Raw genomic sequence first — 16,315 nt, 5'->3', positions numbered from 1 at the left:
GGACCGCGCAACCACCGGAACGTTGACGGTGGTGCGCGACCAGTGAGGGTGACGCCGGTGAACGAGCGTGGAACGCTGCCGTTGGCTCTGGTGAAATCCGCGGCCCCGAACCCAGCGCGACCCGGCTCGGACTGGCTCGGATTTCACGCCGACCCGGCGCAAAGTGGCACGGAATCGACGCCGACCCGGCAGAACTTCCCGTCGGAGGAACGGCAGCGAGACAGCTTCTGCCGGGTGAGTCGATTCCGGGAGCCACTACGCGCCGGGTCGGCAGAGCCTGAGAGCCACTACGCGCCGGGTCGGCGGAGTCTGAGAGCCACTTCGCGCCGGGTCGGCGGAGCCTGAGAGCCACTTCGCGCCGGGTCGGCGCTGGGCGGGTGGGCCCGGAATGTGACCTGTCGCACTCAGTGGGACAGGTCACATTCGGCGAAGGTTCCCGCACCTACGTTCCGCGCCATGACCGACCAGTTCACCCGTCGCCGCCGCGTCCGCGGCCTTGCGACCGCATCCGTCCTGCTCCTCGGCCTCACCGCGTGCGGTGGCGGGGACGACGGCAAGGACGACTTCGCCAAGCCGAAGCAGAACGCCGACGTCACTTTCTCGGGTGACCCGATCAAGGTCATGACGTTCACGCCCTACGACACCGACACCATCAACTTCAAGGCGGCGCTCGACGTCGCCGACGGGGCCAAGGTCGCCATCAACAACGCCGGCGGCATCAACGGCCACGAGGTCGTGGTCGTGCCCTGCAACGAGGGCGCCGACCCCAACAAGGCCGCCGACTGCGCCCGCAAGGCCGTCGACGAAGGCGTCTCCGCCGTCGTCGGTGGCTTCAGCGCCAACGGCGACACGATCATGCCGATCCTGGAGAAGGCCGGGATCCCGTGGATCGCCCCGCCGGTGATCAGCGCCGCGGAGCTGTCGAGCAAGCTCAGCTACCCGATCGTGCCGGGCGTCATCGCCCAGGCCGGTCTGGGCGCCAAGGCCGCCCAGGACGGCTGCGACAAGGTCGCCAACGTGATGTACGACCTGCCCTCCAGCGGCTCGGTCAAGGAGCTCGGCAACGTCGGACTCGCCAGCGACGGCCACGCCCCGGCGACCGTCGTACCCGTCCCGCCGACGACCACCGACTTCAGCTCCATCGCGCAGGAGATCAGCGACTACGACTGCGCGATCATGTCGATCCCGTCCGGTCCGTTGACCGGTGTCGCGGCCGCCGGCGCGAGCCTCGGCAGCAAGACGAAGTACTACGCGTTCCCCGGCACCCTGACCGACTCCGCGATCAGCCAGGCCGGCGGCGCCCTCGACAACGCCGTCACCATGTCGCCGTTCCCGCCTGCCGGTGACCCGGTGTGGGACGAGGCGAAGAAGATCGTGGGCGACATGTCCAGCGAGGAGAACGGCGGCTGGTCCTACATGTCGTACCAGAGCACCTGGGTCGGCTACCAGCTGCTCGCCGAGGTCCTCAAGGACAGCGACGACGTCTCCGCGACCGGCGTCACGGCGGCGTTCGACGCGGCCTCGGCGGTCGACGGCCTGGGCTTCACGCCGGAGCTGGACTTCACCCAGGAGTTCCCCGCCCCCGGCATGAACCGGATCTTCAACACCTTGGTCATGTTCCACGACATCGAGGACGGCGCGCTCCACCAGGACGGCGACTACGTCGACCTCGGCGCCTCCCTGACCCCGGCGTCGTGACCGCGGTGCAGGCGCCGCCCGTCCCGGGCGGCCAGGTCCGGCCCGGCCAGGTCGTCGTCGAGGCGACCGGCCTGACCGCCGGGTACGCCGGGACCCCGGCCGTCCACGGCGTCGACCTCCGGGTCCGGGCCGGCGAGGTCCTGGCCCTGCTCGGCGCCAACGGCGCCGGCAAGACCACCACGCTGCTGTCACTCGCCGGCGAGCTGGCACCGATCTCCGGATCGGTGGCGGTCCTCGGCGACGCCCGGCCGCGGCGCCTGCACCAACGGGCCCGTGCGGGCCTGGGCTTCCTGACCGAGGAGCGCTGCGTCTTCATGCAGCTCACCGGCTGGCAGAACCTGAAGATCGGCCGCGGGTCGGCCGAGAAGGCGCTTGCCTACTTCCCCGAGCTGGAGCCGCACCTGTCCAAGAAGGTCGGGCTGCTCTCGGGCGGCCAGCAGCAGATGCTCGCGCTCGGCCGGATCCTGGCCGCCGAGCCGCAGGTTCTGCTCGCCGACGAGCTGTCCCTGGGCCTGGCCCCACTCGTCGTCGAGCGGTTGCTGGCCGCCGTACGACGGGCCGCGGACGACGGCGTCGCGGTCGTGCTCGTCGAGCAGCACGTCCGCCAGGCGCTGGCGATCGCCGACCACGTGCACGTGATGCGGCGCGGCCGCATCGTCCTCTCGGGACCTGCCTCCGAACTGCGCGACGACGCCGAGCGCATCGCCGCCACCTACCTGAGCGAGAGCACCGAACCATGACCGACCTCATCCGGTACGCCCTCCTCGGCCTCGGCACGGGCGGCATCTATGCCCTGCTAGGCCTCGGACTGGTCGTGATCTACCGCGGCTCGGGCGTGATCAACTTCGCCCACGCGGGCTTCGCACTGGTCGGGGCGTACCTCACCTACGAGCTGCAGACCGTCCACGGCCTCGGCCTGGGCGTCTCCCTCGGCACGGCGGTCGCCGCGACCGCGCTGCTCGGGGTGCTCACCCACCACCTGGTGCTGCGCCCGCTGCGCAGCGCCAGCCCACTGGCCCGGGTGATCGCCACCCTCGGCCTGCTGACGATGCTGACCGAGGCCATCCAGCTCAAGTACGGCGCCCAGCAGCTGCGCACCGAGTCACCGCTGCCCAACGAGGCGATCACCGTGGCCGGCGACGTCGTGGTCGGCCAGTACGCCTTCTGGCTGGTCGGCATCGCGACCATCGCCGCGCTGGCGCTCGCCATCGCCGGCACCCGCACCCGGATCGGGTACGCCGTGTCCGCGTCGGCCGAGAACCCGCGCGGCGCCGCTGCGCTGGGCTGGGCGCCGGACCTGCTCGCCAGCATCACCTGGGCGATCGGCGGCGGCCTCGCCGCGCTGGCCGGCGGGCTGTTCCCGTCGACCACCTTCGGCTTCATCTCGCCGACCCCGTTCGGCGTGCTCATCATCGGCGCGCTCGCCACGGCCCTGCTCGGCGGCTTCCGCTCCTACCCGCTCGCCCTGCTGGGCGGGCTGTTCCTCGGCGCCGCCCAGTCCGCGACCCGGCACTTCACCGACCAGACCGGCGTCTCGGACGCCGTACCGTTCCTCGCGATCATCGTCGTGCTCGTGCTGCGCGGCCGCGGCCTGCCGCTGCGCGGCAGCATCACCGACCGGCTCCCCCGCGTCGGCACCGGACGGGTCCGCCCGTGGCTGGTCGTGGTGCTGGCCGGAGCGGCGCTGCTCTGGGTCGGCCTCGGCGCCTCGGCCGACTGGTACGCGCCCACCATCATCAGCGCCACGTTCGCGCTGATCGGGCTGTCCATCGTGCTGCTGACCGGGTACGCCGGGCAGCTCTCCATCGCCCAGTTCGCGCTCGCGGGCATCGGCGCGTTCGCCGCCGGGCGGTTCGTGGTCTTCCACGGCTGGCCCTTCGAGCTGGCGCTGGCCGCCGGCGTGGTCGTGGCGATGCTGGTCGGCCTGCTGTTCGGGCTGCCCGCACTGCGCACCCGCGGCGTCAACCTCGCCGTCGTCACCTTCGGGCTGGGCTTCGCCGTGCACCAGATGGTGTTCAGCAACAGCGACTACACCGCCAAGGTCACCCCGCGCGAGGTCCGCCTGCTCGGCATCGACATCGAGCCGATCGACCACGCCCGCAACTACGCGCTGGTCTGCCTCGTGGCGCTGGTCCTGGCCGCGCTCGTCGTCGCGAACGTACGTCGGGGGCGCAGCGGGCGCCGGCTGCTCGCCGTACGCACCAACGAGCGGGCGGCCGCCGCGATCGGCGTCAACGTCTTCGAGGCCAAGCTGTATGCGTTCACGCTCTCGGCCGGCATCGCGGGCCTCGGCGGTGCACTGCTGGGCTTCAGCTACGCGACGATCCTCTACCCGCAGCTGTTCGCGCCCGGCGCCTCGATCTCCGTGCTCGCCGCGACGGTCATCGGCAGCACCGGCTACCTCGCCGGTCCGTTCATCGGCGCCATCTCCGCGCCCGGCGGCCTGATCACCCTGCTCGGATCCGACGGTCCGGCCACCACCGCTGCGGTTCAGGACGGGCTGACCTGGCAGTCCTGGCTGCCCCTCGCCTCGGCACTGCTGCTGATCATCACCCTGATCGCCAGCCAGCACGGCGTCGCCGAGTCGATCGACGCGTCCACCCGCAGGCTGCGGGCACGGATCCCCGGCCTGCGTCCGGGCAGGCCACAGCCGCTGCCGCCGACCGAGCGGGCCACGGTCCCGGCGCGCACCCTGGAGGTCGCCGGACTCACCCAGCGCTTCGGCGGGTTCGTCGCCCTCGACGACGTCTCGCTGATCGTCGCCCCCGGCCAGGTCGTCGGCCTGCTCGGCCCCAACGGCGCCGGGAAGACGACGCTCATCGACTGCGTCAGCGGCAACAACCGGGTCTCGTCCGGCACGATCAGCTGGGACGGGCGCGACGTGACCCGGTGGGCGCCGTACCGCCGCGCCCGGGCCGGCCTCTCCCGCTCGTTCCAGTCGCTCGAGCTGTTCGACGACCTGACCGTGCGCGAGAACCTGCTCGCCGCCGCCGACCGGCGCGACCGACTGGCGTATCTGACCGACCTGGTCCTCCCCGGTCGCTCTCGGATGCCCGCCACCGTGGTCGCCGCCGTCGAGGAGCTCGGACTCGCGCCGCTGCTCGACAGCCGCGCCGAGGACCTCTCCTACGGCCAGCGCCGCCTCGTCGCCATCGCCCGCGCCGTCGCCAGCAGCCCGTCGGTGCTGATGCTCGACGAACCGGCCGCCGGCCTCGACGAGACCGAGAGTGCCGAGCTCGGCCGCCTGGTCCGCCGGCTGGCCGACGAGTGGGGCATGGGCATCCTGCTCATCGAGCACGACGTCGCCCTCGTCCTCGAGAACGCCGACCGGGTCGTCGTCCTCGACTTCGGCCACCGCATCGCCGAGGGCACCCCCGCCGAGATCCGCACCGACCCGGCCGTACGGCGGGCCTATCTCGGCGAGGAGGCCGAACCCGTCTCGGTCTGAGGTCGGCCGCACCCCATGCGTTCTGGTCGTGATCTCGCGAAGATTGCGACCGATTCGCATGGGGTGCGGTGCATCAGCGGTGGATGAACTCCGCGGCGAACTTCGCCACGCTCTCCAGCCGGGTCTCACGGTCGGCCTGGGCGTGACCGAGCATCCGCCACGGGTTGAGCCACACGTCCGTGGCACCGGCAGCCGCCAGGTCGTCGAAGCCGGCCGCGTCGGCGACACCGACGGGCGAGACACAGACCGAGAACGGTACGTCGGCCCGCCCCGCCTCCTCGCGCAGCCCGGTCAGCCGCGCGATCACGGGCGGCAGGTCGGCGGCCGGGAGGTTGGCCGAGATCCAGCCGTCGCCGAGGCGCGCGGCGCGACGCAGGGCGGGCTCGGTGTGGCCGCCGACCAGGATCGGCAGCGGCTGCTGCGGTGCCGGGGAGATGATCAGCCGGTCGAAGTCGTAGTGCCTGCCGTGGAACTCCGCCCACTGCGGGCCGCCGCCGGGGCACACGGCGCGCAGGACGGCGATCCCCTCGTCGGTGCGAGCGCCGCGGGTGCGCATCTCGGTGCCGGTGAAGCGGAACTCCTCGGGCATCCACGACAGCCCGACGCCCAGCTCGAGCCGCTCCCCGGTGAGCACGGCGAGCGTGGACACCTGCTTGGCGAGCAGCAGCGGGTCGCGCAGCGGCAGCTTGAGCACCGAGACCCGGAAGCGGATCCGCTCGGTGACCGCGGCCAGCGCGGCGATGGTGACCAGCGGGTCGGGCATGTCGGTGTCGGGGGCCCACATCCGCTTGCCGTCGCCGGAGTACGGGTAGTCGGCCGAGACCTGCTCGGGGAAGAACACCGAGTCGGGGAGGCTGATCGCGTCCCAGCCCTCGGCCTCGGCCGCGCGGGCCAGCTCGGGGAGGTCGCCGGTCGGCACCATCCCCACGGACAGGGTCCAGTTGAGATCGCTCATCCGGCGAGCCTCACCGGCTCACCGGGTCGCCGGAAGGGGTCTCCCGCTGACCGGGATCGACCGGATCGACCGGATCGACCGGGATCGACCGGGGGTCAGGATCCGGGCGGGCCCACGACCAGCGCGACGCCGGTCAGCGCGGCGACGGCGACCAGGCCCACGCCCAGACCGCGCAGCGGGTTGGTGAGCAGCCACGCGACGACGCGATCGGGGAGCGAGGACGAAGCCCCGGCGGGCAGCCGCCACGCGTCGCCCAACCAGCCCTTGCGGATCGCGAACCACTCGAGCGGCAGCGTCGCGAGCGGAGGTACGGCGGCGACCAGCGCGAGCAGGCCACGTCCCGCCGACCAGCGCCGGTCCACCCAGACCACCACGGTCGTGACGACGTACGCGACGAACACGATGCCGTGCAGCATCCCGAAGATCCGCACACCGGTCTCGTTCTCGGCCGGCCCGTACTTGAGGAACATGCCGAGCAGCAGCCCCGTCCACGTGATCGCCTCGGCGATCGCGACGGTGCGGAACAGGCGGGTGGGGGTGTTCATGACGTGCCTTCCTCGGTGCGGGCCAGCTCGGCCTTCCAGTCGCGGAAGGTCTCCTCGGTGCGGCCCTGCTTCCAGTACGCGGAGATCGAGACGTCGGCGCGCGGGACCCCGCGCTCGCCGTACAGGTAGGGCCGGATCTCCTTCATCACGGCCTGCCCCTCGCCGTGCACGAACGCGTGCACGCGGCCCTCGCGCCACGGCAGCGCGCGCACGGCGTCGGCCAGGCCGGGGTGGCTCGGGTCGGAGCGGTGCAGCCAGGTCACCGCGACGCCGGCGGGAGCCGCGACCGGCTGCTGGTACGACGGCCCGTCGACCTGCAGCACGACGTACCCCTGCGCGTCCTCGGCCAGCGCCGCCAGCGCCTGCCGGATCGCGGGGATCGCGGCCTCGTCGCCGGCGAGCAGGTGCCAGTCGGCGGCGGGGTCGGGGGCGTAGGCGCCGCCCGGCCCGCGGACGTGGATGGTGTCGCCGGGCTGCGCCCGCGCGGCCCAGGGGCCGGCGATGCCCTCGTCACCGTGCACGACGAAGTCGATCGTGAGCGTGCCGGCGGCGACGTCGGGCTCGAGCGCGGTGTAGGTGCGCAGCGTCGGGCGCCCGCCGGCCTCGAGCTCGGCGGGGTCGCCGAAGACGAGCTTGACGTAGCGGTCGGTGAAGGTGCTCTGCGCGAAGGCGGCCAGGTCGCCCGAGAAGCGGATCCGGGTCATCCCCGGGCTGAGCTGCTCCGTCGACTCGACGGTCAGCAGCGTGATGGGCTTGCTCACGCCGCCACGGTACCGGCGGGCCGGTCAGGACCCGAACCGGCGCTCGCGCTGCGCGTAGGCGCGGATCGCGCGCAGGAAGTCGACCCGGCGGAAGTCGGGCCAGTACGCCTCGCAGAAGTAGAACTCCGACTTCGCGCTCTGCCACAGCAGGAAGCCGCCGAGGCGCTGCTCCCCCGAGGTGCGGATCACCAGGTCGGGGTCGGGCTGGCCCTTGGTGTAGAGGTGCTCCTCGATGTGCTCGATGTCGATCTGCTGGGCGAGCAGCTCGAGCGGCGTGCCGAGGGCGGCGTGCTCGGTGAGCAGGGAGCGGACGGCGTCGGCGATCTCGCGGCGACCGCCGTACGCGACCGCGACGTTGACGATCATCCCGTCGACGTCGGCCGTCGCCTCGGCGGCGGCCTTGAGCCGCTTGGCGGCCGCGTCGGGGAGCAGGTCGAGGGCGCCCACCGGGTGCAGCCGCCAGCGCCGCTGGTCGGCGAGCGAGTCGACGGCCTCGACGATGATCTCGAGCAGCGGCTCGAGCTCCTCGGCGGGACGGTTGAGGTTGTCGGTGGACAGCAGCCACAAGGTGACCACCTCGATGCCGACCTCGTCGCACCAGCCGAGCAGCGGCTCGATGTTGGCGGCGCCCGCGCGGTGCCCGTGGGCGGTGTCGCGACCGACGGCCCTGGCCCAGCGCCGGTTGCCGTCGAGCATGACGCCGATGTGCTTGGGCAGGTTGCTCGGCATCTTGCGAAGCATGCGTGCCTCGTACGCCGGGTAGAGCACCCTGCGCGCACCGCGCTTCCAATCCGCCACACCCTGATGTTAGCCGGGGTTCCCGGCCACCCACCCGACTGACACGATGAGACCAATCGCGAACCGACAGATAGGACGACCATGACTGCAGCCGCCTGGCACCCGGACCCCACCGGCCGCCACGAGCTCCGCTACTGGGACGGCTCCCAGTGGACCGACCACGTGTCCGACCAGGGCGTGCAGTCGACCAACGCGCTCTACCCGTCCGCCGACGCCGGCGCTGCCGAGACCGGCACCGACGCCACCGGCAGCGGCACCGCCACTGACTCCGGCGGTACGTCGGACAGCGGCTCCTCCGGCGACGTGTGGGTCGGCAGCGAGGAGGCCGCCGAGAGCGGGGTGAGCGAGTCCGCCGACAGCGGTGCGAGCGAGCCGGCCGAGCCCGCGTTCTCCTTCGACGCCGTCACCGCGGTCGCCCCGCGCGCCGCCCAGCCGGCCGAGCCGGCCCAGCAGGTCCAGCAGTCCCAGCAGTCCCAGCCGCCCGCGCAGCCCCCGGCCCAGCCCCCGGTGCAGCAGCCGTACCAGCAGGCCCAGCAGCCGTCGTACCAGCCCATGGGCCAGCAGCCGGCGGGCGGCTACAGCGCCCAGCAGGTGCCGGCCGACGCCTTCGCCGGCATCTCCGGCGAGCTGATCGACGGCCGCTTCAGCGAGGTCGACGGTGCCGGCGCGATCCTGCAGAACAAGAAGCTGCTGCGGGTGCGGATCACCGAGCCGTTCATGGCCAAGCAGGGCTCGATGGTCGCCTACCAGGGCAACGTCAACTTCGCCTACCAGGGCGGGGGTGCCGCGAAGTTCCTCAAGAAGGCGCTGACCGGCGAGGGCCTGCAGCTGATGCGGGTCGAGGGCCAGGGCGACGTCTTCCTCGCCGACCTCGCGCACGAGGTCCACATCCTGCACCTCAACAACAGCGGCCTGTCGGTCAACGGCACGAACGTCCTGGCCTTCTCGGCCTCGCTGGACTGGAACGTCGAGCGGGTCAAGGGCGGCAGCATCGCGGCCGGCGGCCTGTTCAACACCACCCTGCGCGGCACCGGCTGGGTCGCGATCACCACCGAGGGCGCGCCGGTCGTGCTCAACGCGGCCGAGGCGCCGACCTTCGCCGACGCGAACGCGCTGGTCGCCTGGTCGGTGCACCTGCAGACCTCGATCCGCTCCACCGTCTCGGCGGGCGCCCTCATCGGCCGCGGCTCGGGCGAGGCGTTCCAGGTGTCCTTCCAGGGTCCGGGCTTCGTCATCGTGCAGCCCTCGGAGGGTCCGCCGGTCCACACCGCCTGACCCGTTCGGGCTACGCCGACGACGGCCGGATGAGCGTGAGATCACGTTCGTCCGGCCGTCTTTGCGTCCACGGGTCGCGGGTACCCTTCCTGCATGAACCAGGCCATCCACCACGCGAACGAGAAGGTCCGCGCCCGGCTGGACGACCTCGGGGAACAGATCAGCGAGACCGTCGCGGACATCAAGCCCAAGCTCCGCGGCTGGTTCCACCTCGTGTCCACCCCGCTCGTCCTCGCGGCCGGGATCGTGCTCGTCTGCCTCTCACCGACCGCCACGACCAAGGCGGGCTCGGCCCTGTACGCCGGCTCCGCCCTGCTGCTCTTCGGGACCTCCGCGCTCTACCACCGCGGCACCTGGTCGCCGAAGGTCTGGACCGTGCTCAACCGGTTCGACCACTCCAACATCTTCTTGTTCATTGCCGGCTCCTACACGCCGTTCGCGCTGATCCTGCTCGACGGCACCGCCCGCGTCGTGATGCTCTCGACCGTGTGGACCGGTGCGCTGCTCGGCATCGCGTTCAAGATCTTCTGGCCCAGCGCCCCACGCTGGCTCTCGGCGCCGATCTACATCGCGCTCGGCTGGGCGGCGATCTTCTTCATCCCGGCGTTCTTCGAGGGCGCGACCGCGATGGGGCTCGGCATCGGGATCGCGATCTTCGTGCTCATCGCCGTGGGCGGCGCGCTCTACACGATGGGCGGCCTGGTCTACGGGTTCAAGTGGCCCAACCCGTCGCCGCGGGTGTTCGGCTTCCACGAGATCTTCCACGGCTTCACGGTCGCCGCGTTCGTGGCGCACTACGTCGGCGTCTCGCTGGCGACCTATTCGCTGCGCTGACGCTCCAGCAGCACCAGCACCTCCGCGTGCGGAGTCTGCGGGAACATGTCGAGCAGGCGTCCCCGCACGGGTCGGTAGGACGCCAGGTCGGCCAGGTCGCGCGCCAGCGTCTCGGGGTTGCAGCTGGAGTAGAGGACGTACGCCGCCCCCGACTCCTCGAGCCGCCTGGACAGGTCGTGCCCCAGGCCGCGCCGCGGCGGGTTGACCACGACCAGGTCGGCTCCCGCCAGCAGCGCGGCGTGCTCGGGCGCGGTCGCGTCGCCGACCGCGAAGTCGACCTGCCCCGCCAGCCCGGCCTCGTCGCGTGAGCGCTGCGCCGAGGCGATCGCGTCGGCGCTGATCTCGATGCCGGTGACCTGCCGGCCGGGCGCGGCGAGGTGGAGCGCGAACCCGCCGACACCGCAGTAGAGGTCGACCACCCGGGTCGGCGCGAGGTCGGCGACCCAGGCCACCGCCTCGGCGTACAGCGCCGCGGCGACGGCGGTGTTGGTCTGGAAGAAGCTGAGCGGACGCAGGTGCAGGGTCACCGCGCCGAGCCGCATCGGCAGGGTGTCGGCCTCGGTCAGCACCACCTCGCGCTCCCCCTCGAGCACCGCGCGGTGCTCGGGCTGGACGTTGATCGTGACCACGCGCAGCCCGGGCAGGACGCCGAGCAGCCACGGCAGGTGCTTGCGCACCCGCGCCTCGACCGCCGTCGAGCGCACCACCAGCCGCACCATCAGCTCGCCGTCGGGCGAGGCCGTCACGAGCAGGTGCTTGAGCTCACCGCGCTGGCTGACCGGGGCCGCCGAGCCGACGTCGTACGGCGTCAGGTCGGCGCGCCGCACGAGCTCCGCGAGCACCGGCAGCGCCTCCACGATGACCGGCTCGTGCAGGGCGCAGTCGCGCAGGTCCACGCCCGCACCGTCCGGGTCCAAGATCCCGAGGGTGGGAGCCGAAGCCGTCCCCGCGACGACCATCTTGGCCTTGTTGCGGAAGCCCGATGCCGGGCTGGTCACCGGCGGCAGCCACACCAGACCGGGCGCGTCGACCAGCGCCCGGGTCGCGTCGAGCTTCGCGGCCAGCTGGTCGTCGTACGGCTGCCCGAGCCAGGTGCACGAGCGGCACTCCCCCGCCGTGAAGTGGGCACAGTCGAGGACGGCGGGACCCATGGATCCATCGTAGGGCGGCGCTAGCCGCGGTACTCCCGCCACGCCATCCAGCCCAGTAGCCCGGCGAGCCCGAGACTGTTCCACGAATGCTCGTCCGCGAACAGCAGCAGGCTGAGGCCGGCGGGGACCAGGAGGGCCGCCCCGACCAGCCTGCGCCGGCGGGCGCGGTCCGGTCCGAGCCGCGCGGCATAATCCTCCGGCCTGCCGAACTCCTCCACCAGCGAACGGCCACCCTCCGCGGCGTGCGATCGCGCCTCGGCCACGAGCTCGCCCACCCGTGCGTCGGACCTCCAGCCGGGCCCACGCAGCAGGCCGCCCAGCCGGCGCGCCCACTCCTCGTCGGTGGGGCTCCCCGCGGAGTCACCGGCCGCGCGATCGGTGGCGGCCCGGTCGAGAGCCAGGCCCGCTGCGCACAGCGCCGCCGCCTCCACGGGCAGCAGCCAGGCGCCGGGTACCTCCGCCCACGGCGCGTCATGCGTCAGCATCAGGAGCGGTCCCAGCGCCACCGACAACCCGAGCACGACGGCGGCCGTCGCGAGTACGGCGACCGCCGTGGTCCGGCGTCGCGAGATCCGATCCCAGAACACGTAGCCGGCCGCCCCCGCGAGCCCCACGCAGGCGAGCAGCAGATGGGCGATGGTCCAGCTCGACTCGCCTCGGAGCAGGCCGACCAGCCACACGCCCGCCGCCGCGATCGCGGATAGGTACAGGCCCGTGGCGACGGCGTCGCGAACGGAGGCCACTCCCTCGAGCGACCACACCGCGCGCCCCTCGGCGTCCCAGCGCGCAGAGACCTCGGCAGCGTGCTCGCGGGCCGGTCCGAAGAGCTGTTCCGGGGAGTCCTCGGCCTCACGGACGACCTCGAGCACCTGCTCCAGGTCCTCGCGGACCAGGTCGTGACGGACGTCCCGGGCCAGCAGGGCGAAGCAGACCCCCATCGCCCACGCCCGGTCCGACTCCTCGCCCCTCGCGTCGGCGAACGCGTCGATCGTCCGGGCCAGCGGCGTCGTCGCCTCACCCATGCGTCGTCACCCCGTCACCCATCGTCGTCAACGTGTCTCCCAGGTCGCGCCAGGAGGCGAGTTCGCGCCCGAGCCGCTCCCGCCCCCTGGCAGTCAGCGCGTACTCACGACGGCCGGGACCGCCCTGCCCCTCGACCCACGCCGCCTCGACATCACCGGCCTCCTCGAGCCGGCCGAGCACCGGGTAGAGCGAGCCGCCCTTGAGCAGCCCGAAGCCGTGGGCTGCGAGCACCTGGCCGATGGCGTACCCGTGCAGAGCCCGTTCGGTCAGGCTCGCCAGGACGGCGAGGTCGAGGGCGGCTCGGACCCATGGGGCGGGCCAGGTCGCTGCATCGGTCATGTATCTAAGTACACCACATACCTAGTCTCAGCCCTTCGCGAAGCGACACCTCGTAGGCTGCCGCCGTGCCCTCCCCGCTCGAGCGCGTCCAGGCCGCGCCGGTCCTCGCGACCGTGCGCCGCCTCGAGCAGCGCATCGCGGCCCGCTTCCCCGGACGCGGGCTGAACCGCGTGGCCGGCGAGCTGGCCGGCCTGGTGGAGACCGTGGACTCCTCGACCGCCACGGCCCGCGGGCGCCGGTCGTGGCTGCGGCCGCTGTCCCGGTTCGGGATCGTGGCGGTGCTGGTGGTGACCGGGACGGTGATGGTGCTGGCGATCCGCTCGGCACTCGCCGACGCTCCCGACGACGGGCTGGCCTGGATCCCCCTGCTGGAGAGCTCGGTCAACGACCTGGTGTTCGCGGCACTGGCGATCTGGTTCCTCTACTCCGTGCCCGAGCGGCTGCAGCGCGCCAGCCTGCTCGCGCTGCTCCACCGGCTGCGCTCGCTGGCCCACATCGTCGACATGCACCAGCTGACCAAGGACCCCGAGCGGCTGCGCACCGAGTTCGTGCCGACCGACGCGAGCGTCCCGATGGACCTCGACACCGACGAGCTCGAGCACTATCTCGACTACTGCTCCGAGCTGCTCAGCCTGGTCGGCAAGACCGCCGCGCTGTGCGCCGAGGCCTCGCGCGACCCGGTGGTGCTCGACACCGTGAGCACCGTCGAGACCCTGACGGTGTCCCTGGAGCGGAAGATCTGGCAGAAGATCGCGGTGCTCAACCACCACCGGGAGTCACCCGACTCGCTTGCTTAGCAACTTAAGCGTCACTTAGAGTCATAAGCATGACGCTGACGCCCCGCGAGCGCGAGGTCCTGGAGCTGGTCCGGGTCCAGCCGCTGCTCGACGCCCAGGCGATCGCCGAGCGCCTCGGCAGCACCCGGGCCTCGGTGGCGATGGCACTGTCCTCGCTGACCCGCAAGGGGGCGATCGCCGGGCGCGGCTACATCGTGCGCGACGAGCCGCAGGTGGTGGTGCTCGGCGGCGCGGTGATGGACGTCAAGGCGGTGACCGACGCCCCGGCCGCGCTGCACACCAGCAACCCGTCCACGATCCGCACCTCCCCCGGCGGCGTGGGCCGCAACATCGCGGAGGGACTGGCCCGGCTCGGCCGGCGTACCTTCCTGGTCGCGGCCGTCGGTGACGACGTGTTCGGCCGCGAGCTGATGGCCCACACCGCCGACGCGGGCGTGTACGTCGACCACGTGGTCCGCGGGGCGTTCGCCACCGGCACCTACCTGGCCACCCTCGGCCACGACGGCGAGCTGGTCATCGGCGCCTCCGACATGCGCGCCACCGACGCGCTCACCGTCGACGCACTGGGCCGGGCCCGCGACCTGCTGCCCCGCGCGGACTTCCTCGTGGTCGACGGCAACATCCCGGCCGACGTCGCGCGCTGGGCGATCCACGCGTGCGCGCAGCACGGCGTACCTCTTCTCCTCGACCCGGTCAGCGTTGCCAAGGCCGGCCGCCTCGCGCCGCTGCTCGACGGCTCGCCGGTCGACACGGTGACTCCCAACCTCGCCGAGCTGGCCGCACTGACCGGATCCGCGGTCGCCAACACCCGGCCCGCGATCACCCGCGCGGCGGCGCAGCTGCACGAGCGCGGGGTGCGCCGGGTGTGGGCACGCCGGGGCAGGCGCGGCAGCCTGCTCAGCGACGAGGGCGCGGTCACCGTGCTCGAGGCGCCGCCGGCCGAGGTGGTCGACGTGACCGGAGCGGGGGACGCGATGACCGCGGCGTACGTCGCCGCCCGCACCGACGGCGCCACCCCCGTCGCGGCCGCCGAGCTCGGCCACGCCGCCGCCGCGCTCACCATCGCCCACCCCGACAACGTCCGCCCCGACCTCGCGACCGCGATCCACGCCCACCGCCCCGACCGAATGGAGACCCTCCCGTGACCAGCCCCCACCCGCTCCTGTCCGTCGCCCCCGAGGTCGCGGAGGCGCTGGCGGCCGGCGGCCCGGTCGTGGCGCTGGAGTCGACGATCATCAGCCACGGGATGCCGTACCCGCGCAACGTCGAGATGGCCCGCGAGGTCGAGCAGATCGTCCGCGACGGCGGCGCCACGCCCGCCACGATCGCCGTGCTCGACGGGGTGCCGCGGATCGGCCTGTCCGCGACCGAGCTCGACGTCCTCGCCTCCGACCCGTCGGTCTCCAAGGTCAGCATCCGCGACCTCGGGTACGTCGCCGCCCGCCGCGCGCACGGAGCGACCACCGTCGCGGCGACCATGCGGCTGGCCGCGCTCGCCGGGATCCGGGTGTTCGTCACCGGGGGCCTCGGCGGCGTGCACCGCGGCGCCGAGTCGTCGATGGACATCTCCGCGGACCTCACCGAGATGAGCCGCACCGACGTCGCCATCGTCAGCGCCGGCGTGAAGTCGCTGCTCGACATCGGCCGCACCCTCGAGGTCCTCGAGACCCTCGGTGTCCCGGTCGTGGCCTACCGCTCCGACGAGTTCCCGTCGTTCTTCTCGCGCTCGAGCGGGTACGCCGCCCCGATGCGGCTCGACGAGCCCGAGCAGGTCGCGGCGATGATGCGCGCCAAGTGGGACCTCGGCCTGGAGGGCGCCGTGTCGGTTGCGAACCCGGTGCCCGTCGAGGACGAGATCCCGCAGGCCGAGATCGAGCGCACCATCCAGCAGGCGCTCGCGGACGCCGACGAGCGCGGCATCCGCGGCAAGGACATCACGCCGTACCTCCTCGGCCGGATCGTCGAGCTCTCCGGCGGCGCCTCACTGGAGACCAACATCGCGCTGGTGCGCGACAACGCCCGGCTGGGCGCGGCCATCGCGGTCGCCTACTCCGCGCTCTGACCCAGGAGCTCGACCGCGAGCCGCAGGTCCGCGACCAGCCCGTCGTACGTCGCCTGCCGCTGGTCGCGGGCCCGCAGCACCGCCGACGGGTGGGTGGTCGCCAGCACCCAGGCCGGCGGTACGTCGACCGGCCGGTCCTCGGGCCAGGCGAGCCGTCGGCCGCGGCACTCGCCGACCTTGAACGAGGGCCCGTAGAGCGCCTTGCCCGCCGTACCGCCCAGCAGCACGACGCCGCGCGGGCGGAGCAGCCGGAGCTCGGCCTCGAGCCACGGTCGACAGGCCGCGACGTGCTGCTGCTTGGGCGACTGGTGGATCCGCCGCTTGCCGCGCGTCCCGGACCAGCGGAAGTGCTTGACGACGTTGGTCAGGAACACGCGGTCCCGCGCGAGACCGGCGTCGTCGAGGGCGTCGTCGAGCACCTGTCCGGCGGGTCCGACGAAGGGCTCGCCCGCGCGGTCCTCCTGGTCGCCGGGCTGCTCACCGAGTAGCACCAGGTCCGCGTCCGGCGAGCCGTCCCCCATCACGCCCTGCGTGGCGTCGCGGTACAGCTCACACCCGCGGCACTCCTGCACCGCGGCCCGCAGCCGCGGCAGCGTCGGCCGGTCCGGCACCCACTCCTCGGCTCCCAC

General features: G+C 72.8%; 16 protein-coding genes. 8 read left to right on the top strand and 8 right to left on the bottom strand.

From position 1 onward, the window contains the following. The first annotated feature begins 456 nt into the window (after nucleotides 1-456). Genes FBY23_RS08445 through FBY23_RS08435 form a run of 3 tightly spaced genes read left to right on the top strand, consistent with a single transcriptional unit; the run spans nucleotide 457 to nucleotide 5,146 of the window. Nucleotides 457-1,698, top strand: coding sequence for an ABC transporter substrate-binding protein (locus tag FBY23_RS08445; RefSeq protein WP_141797745.1), 1,242 nt, complete (start codon nucleotides 457-459; stop codon nucleotides 1,696-1,698). Beyond that, on the top strand, nucleotides 1,695-2,438 hold the full coding sequence (locus FBY23_RS08440; RefSeq protein ID WP_141797744.1) for an ABC transporter ATP-binding protein: 744 nt from the start codon (nucleotides 1,695-1,697) through the stop codon (nucleotides 2,436-2,438). The genes FBY23_RS08445 and FBY23_RS08440 overlap by 4 nt, the downstream gene beginning before the upstream one ends. Next, the gene (locus FBY23_RS08435) at nucleotides 2,435-5,146 is read left to right on the top strand and encodes a branched-chain amino acid ABC transporter permease/ATP-binding protein (RefSeq protein WP_141797743.1); all 2,712 of its coding nucleotides are present in this window, start codon (nucleotides 2,435-2,437) and stop codon (nucleotides 5,144-5,146) included. Before FBY23_RS08440 ends, FBY23_RS08435 begins: the two co-directional genes overlap by 4 nt. A gap of 73 nt (nucleotides 5,147-5,219) precedes the next feature. On the opposite strand, the gene FBY23_RS08430 is transcribed toward FBY23_RS08435, so the two are convergent. The 4 genes from FBY23_RS08430 to FBY23_RS08415 all read right to left on the bottom strand — a co-directional run bounded on the left by FBY23_RS08430 (nucleotide 5,220) and on the right by FBY23_RS08415 (nucleotide 8,205). Beyond that, complete coding sequence (locus FBY23_RS08430) at nucleotides 5,220-6,101, bottom strand: TIGR03619 family F420-dependent LLM class oxidoreductase (protein WP_141797742.1); 882 nt, start codon at nucleotides 6,099-6,101, stop codon at nucleotides 5,220-5,222. A 95-nt stretch (nucleotides 6,102-6,196) separates the two neighbouring features. Continuing rightward, nucleotides 6,197-6,646 carry a DUF3817 domain-containing protein gene (locus tag FBY23_RS08425; protein WP_141797741.1) on the bottom strand — a complete coding sequence of 150 codons (450 nt, stop codon included), beginning with the start codon at nucleotides 6,644-6,646 and terminating at the stop codon, nucleotides 6,197-6,199. Continuing rightward, the gene (locus FBY23_RS08420; RefSeq protein ID WP_141797740.1) at nucleotides 6,643-7,407 is read right to left on the bottom strand and encodes a siderophore-interacting protein; all 765 of its coding nucleotides are present in this window, start codon (nucleotides 7,405-7,407) and stop codon (nucleotides 6,643-6,645) included. The genes FBY23_RS08425 and FBY23_RS08420 overlap by 4 nt, the downstream gene beginning before the upstream one ends. Nucleotides 7,408-7,431: 24 nt before the next feature. Beyond that, nucleotides 7,432-8,205, bottom strand: a complete 774-nt coding sequence (locus tag FBY23_RS08415) for an isoprenyl transferase (protein ID WP_141797739.1) — start codon at nucleotides 8,203-8,205, stop codon at nucleotides 7,432-7,434. 81 nt (nucleotides 8,206-8,286) lie between these two features. Between FBY23_RS08415 and FBY23_RS26630 the strand changes: the two genes are divergently transcribed. Beyond that, entirely contained in the window at nucleotides 8,287-9,480 is a 1,194-nt protein-coding gene (locus FBY23_RS26630) for an AIM24 family protein (RefSeq protein WP_141797738.1), read from the top strand. Between the two features lie 93 nt (nucleotides 9,481-9,573). Next, the gene (locus tag FBY23_RS08405; protein WP_141797737.1) at nucleotides 9,574-10,314 is read left to right on the top strand and encodes a hemolysin III family protein; all 741 of its coding nucleotides are present in this window, start codon (nucleotides 9,574-9,576) and stop codon (nucleotides 10,312-10,314) included. Here FBY23_RS08405 and rlmC read toward each other — a convergent pair. The 3 genes from rlmC to FBY23_RS08390 are packed head-to-tail and all read right to left on the bottom strand — an operon-like array spanning nucleotide 10,299 to nucleotide 12,827. Continuing rightward, nucleotides 10,299-11,465 (bottom strand): 23S rRNA (uracil(747)-C(5))-methyltransferase RlmC, encoded by a 1,167-nt coding sequence (rlmC, locus tag FBY23_RS08400; RefSeq protein WP_141797736.1) that lies wholly within the window; start codon nucleotides 11,463-11,465, stop codon nucleotides 10,299-10,301. The genes FBY23_RS08405 and rlmC overlap by 16 nt on opposite strands. Nucleotides 11,466-11,485: 20 nt before the next feature. Then, nucleotides 11,486-12,487: a hypothetical protein gene (locus FBY23_RS08395; protein ID WP_141797735.1), complete on the bottom strand. Its 1,002-nt coding sequence runs from the start codon at nucleotides 12,485-12,487 to the stop codon at nucleotides 11,486-11,488. After that, nucleotides 12,480-12,827 carry a PadR family transcriptional regulator gene (locus tag FBY23_RS08390; protein WP_141797734.1) on the bottom strand — a complete coding sequence of 116 codons (348 nt, stop codon included), beginning with the start codon at nucleotides 12,825-12,827 and terminating at the stop codon, nucleotides 12,480-12,482. Before FBY23_RS08390 ends, FBY23_RS08395 begins: the two co-directional genes overlap by 8 nt. 65 nt (nucleotides 12,828-12,892) lie before the next feature. On the opposite strand from FBY23_RS08390, the gene FBY23_RS08385 reads away from it, so the two are divergent. Genes FBY23_RS08385 through FBY23_RS08375 form a run of 3 tightly spaced genes read left to right on the top strand, consistent with a single transcriptional unit; the run spans nucleotide 12,893 to nucleotide 15,686 of the window. Beyond that, nucleotides 12,893-13,624: a hypothetical protein gene (locus FBY23_RS08385; protein ID WP_141797733.1), complete on the top strand. Its 732-nt coding sequence runs from the start codon at nucleotides 12,893-12,895 to the stop codon at nucleotides 13,622-13,624. Between the two features lie 29 nt (nucleotides 13,625-13,653). Further along, nucleotides 13,654-14,769 carry a PfkB family carbohydrate kinase gene (locus tag FBY23_RS08380; protein ID WP_141797732.1) on the top strand — a complete coding sequence of 372 codons (1,116 nt, stop codon included), beginning with the start codon at nucleotides 13,654-13,656 and terminating at the stop codon, nucleotides 14,767-14,769. Continuing rightward, nucleotides 14,766-15,686: a pseudouridine-5'-phosphate glycosidase gene (locus tag FBY23_RS08375; RefSeq protein WP_141797731.1), complete on the top strand. Its 921-nt coding sequence runs from the start codon at nucleotides 14,766-14,768 to the stop codon at nucleotides 15,684-15,686. The genes FBY23_RS08380 and FBY23_RS08375 overlap by 4 nt, the downstream gene beginning before the upstream one ends. Here FBY23_RS08375 and FBY23_RS08370 read toward each other — a convergent pair. Then, nucleotides 15,671-16,315 (bottom strand): UdgX family uracil-DNA binding protein, encoded by a 645-nt coding sequence (locus FBY23_RS08370; protein ID WP_141797730.1) that lies wholly within the window; start codon nucleotides 16,313-16,315, stop codon nucleotides 15,671-15,673. The genes FBY23_RS08375 and FBY23_RS08370 overlap by 16 nt on opposite strands.

Source organism: Nocardioides sp. SLBN-35 (assembly GCF_006715725.1).
Taxonomy (GTDB): Bacteria; Actinomycetota; Actinomycetes; order Propionibacteriales; family Nocardioidaceae; genus Nocardioides.
The sequence above is the reverse complement of the archived record's forward strand: the minus strand, read 5'-3'. Positions and strand labels throughout refer to the sequence as shown.

Bases quoted from the DNA above. Each gene is read 5' to 3' on its own strand.
- FBY23_RS08445 (WP_141797745.1), top strand. From the start codon at position 457: ATGACCGACCAGTTCACCCGTCGCCGCCGCGTCCGCGGCCTTGCGACC.
- FBY23_RS08435 (WP_141797743.1), top strand. From the start codon at position 2,435: ATGACCGACCTCATCCGGTACGCCCTCCTCGGCCTCGGCACGGGCGGC.
- FBY23_RS08430 (WP_141797742.1), bottom strand. From the start codon at position 6,101: ATGAGCGATCTCAACTGGACCCTGTCCGTGGGGATGGTGCCGACCGGC.
- FBY23_RS08425 (WP_141797741.1), bottom strand. From the start codon at position 6,646: ATGAACACCCCCACCCGCCTGTTCCGCACCGTCGCGATCGCCGAGGCG.
- FBY23_RS26630 (WP_141797738.1), top strand. From the start codon at position 8,287: ATGACTGCAGCCGCCTGGCACCCGGACCCCACCGGCCGCCACGAGCTC.
- FBY23_RS08405 (WP_141797737.1), top strand. From the start codon at position 9,574: ATGAACCAGGCCATCCACCACGCGAACGAGAAGGTCCGCGCCCGGCTG.
- rlmC (WP_141797736.1), bottom strand. From the start codon at position 11,465: ATGGGTCCCGCCGTCCTCGACTGTGCCCACTTCACGGCGGGGGAGTGC.
- FBY23_RS08395 (WP_141797735.1), bottom strand. From the start codon at position 12,487: ATGGGTGAGGCGACGACGCCGCTGGCCCGGACGATCGACGCGTTCGCC.
- FBY23_RS08390 (WP_141797734.1), bottom strand. From the start codon at position 12,827: ATGACCGATGCAGCGACCTGGCCCGCCCCATGGGTCCGAGCCGCCCTC.
- FBY23_RS08380 (WP_141797732.1), top strand. From the start codon at position 13,654: ATGACGCTGACGCCCCGCGAGCGCGAGGTCCTGGAGCTGGTCCGGGTC.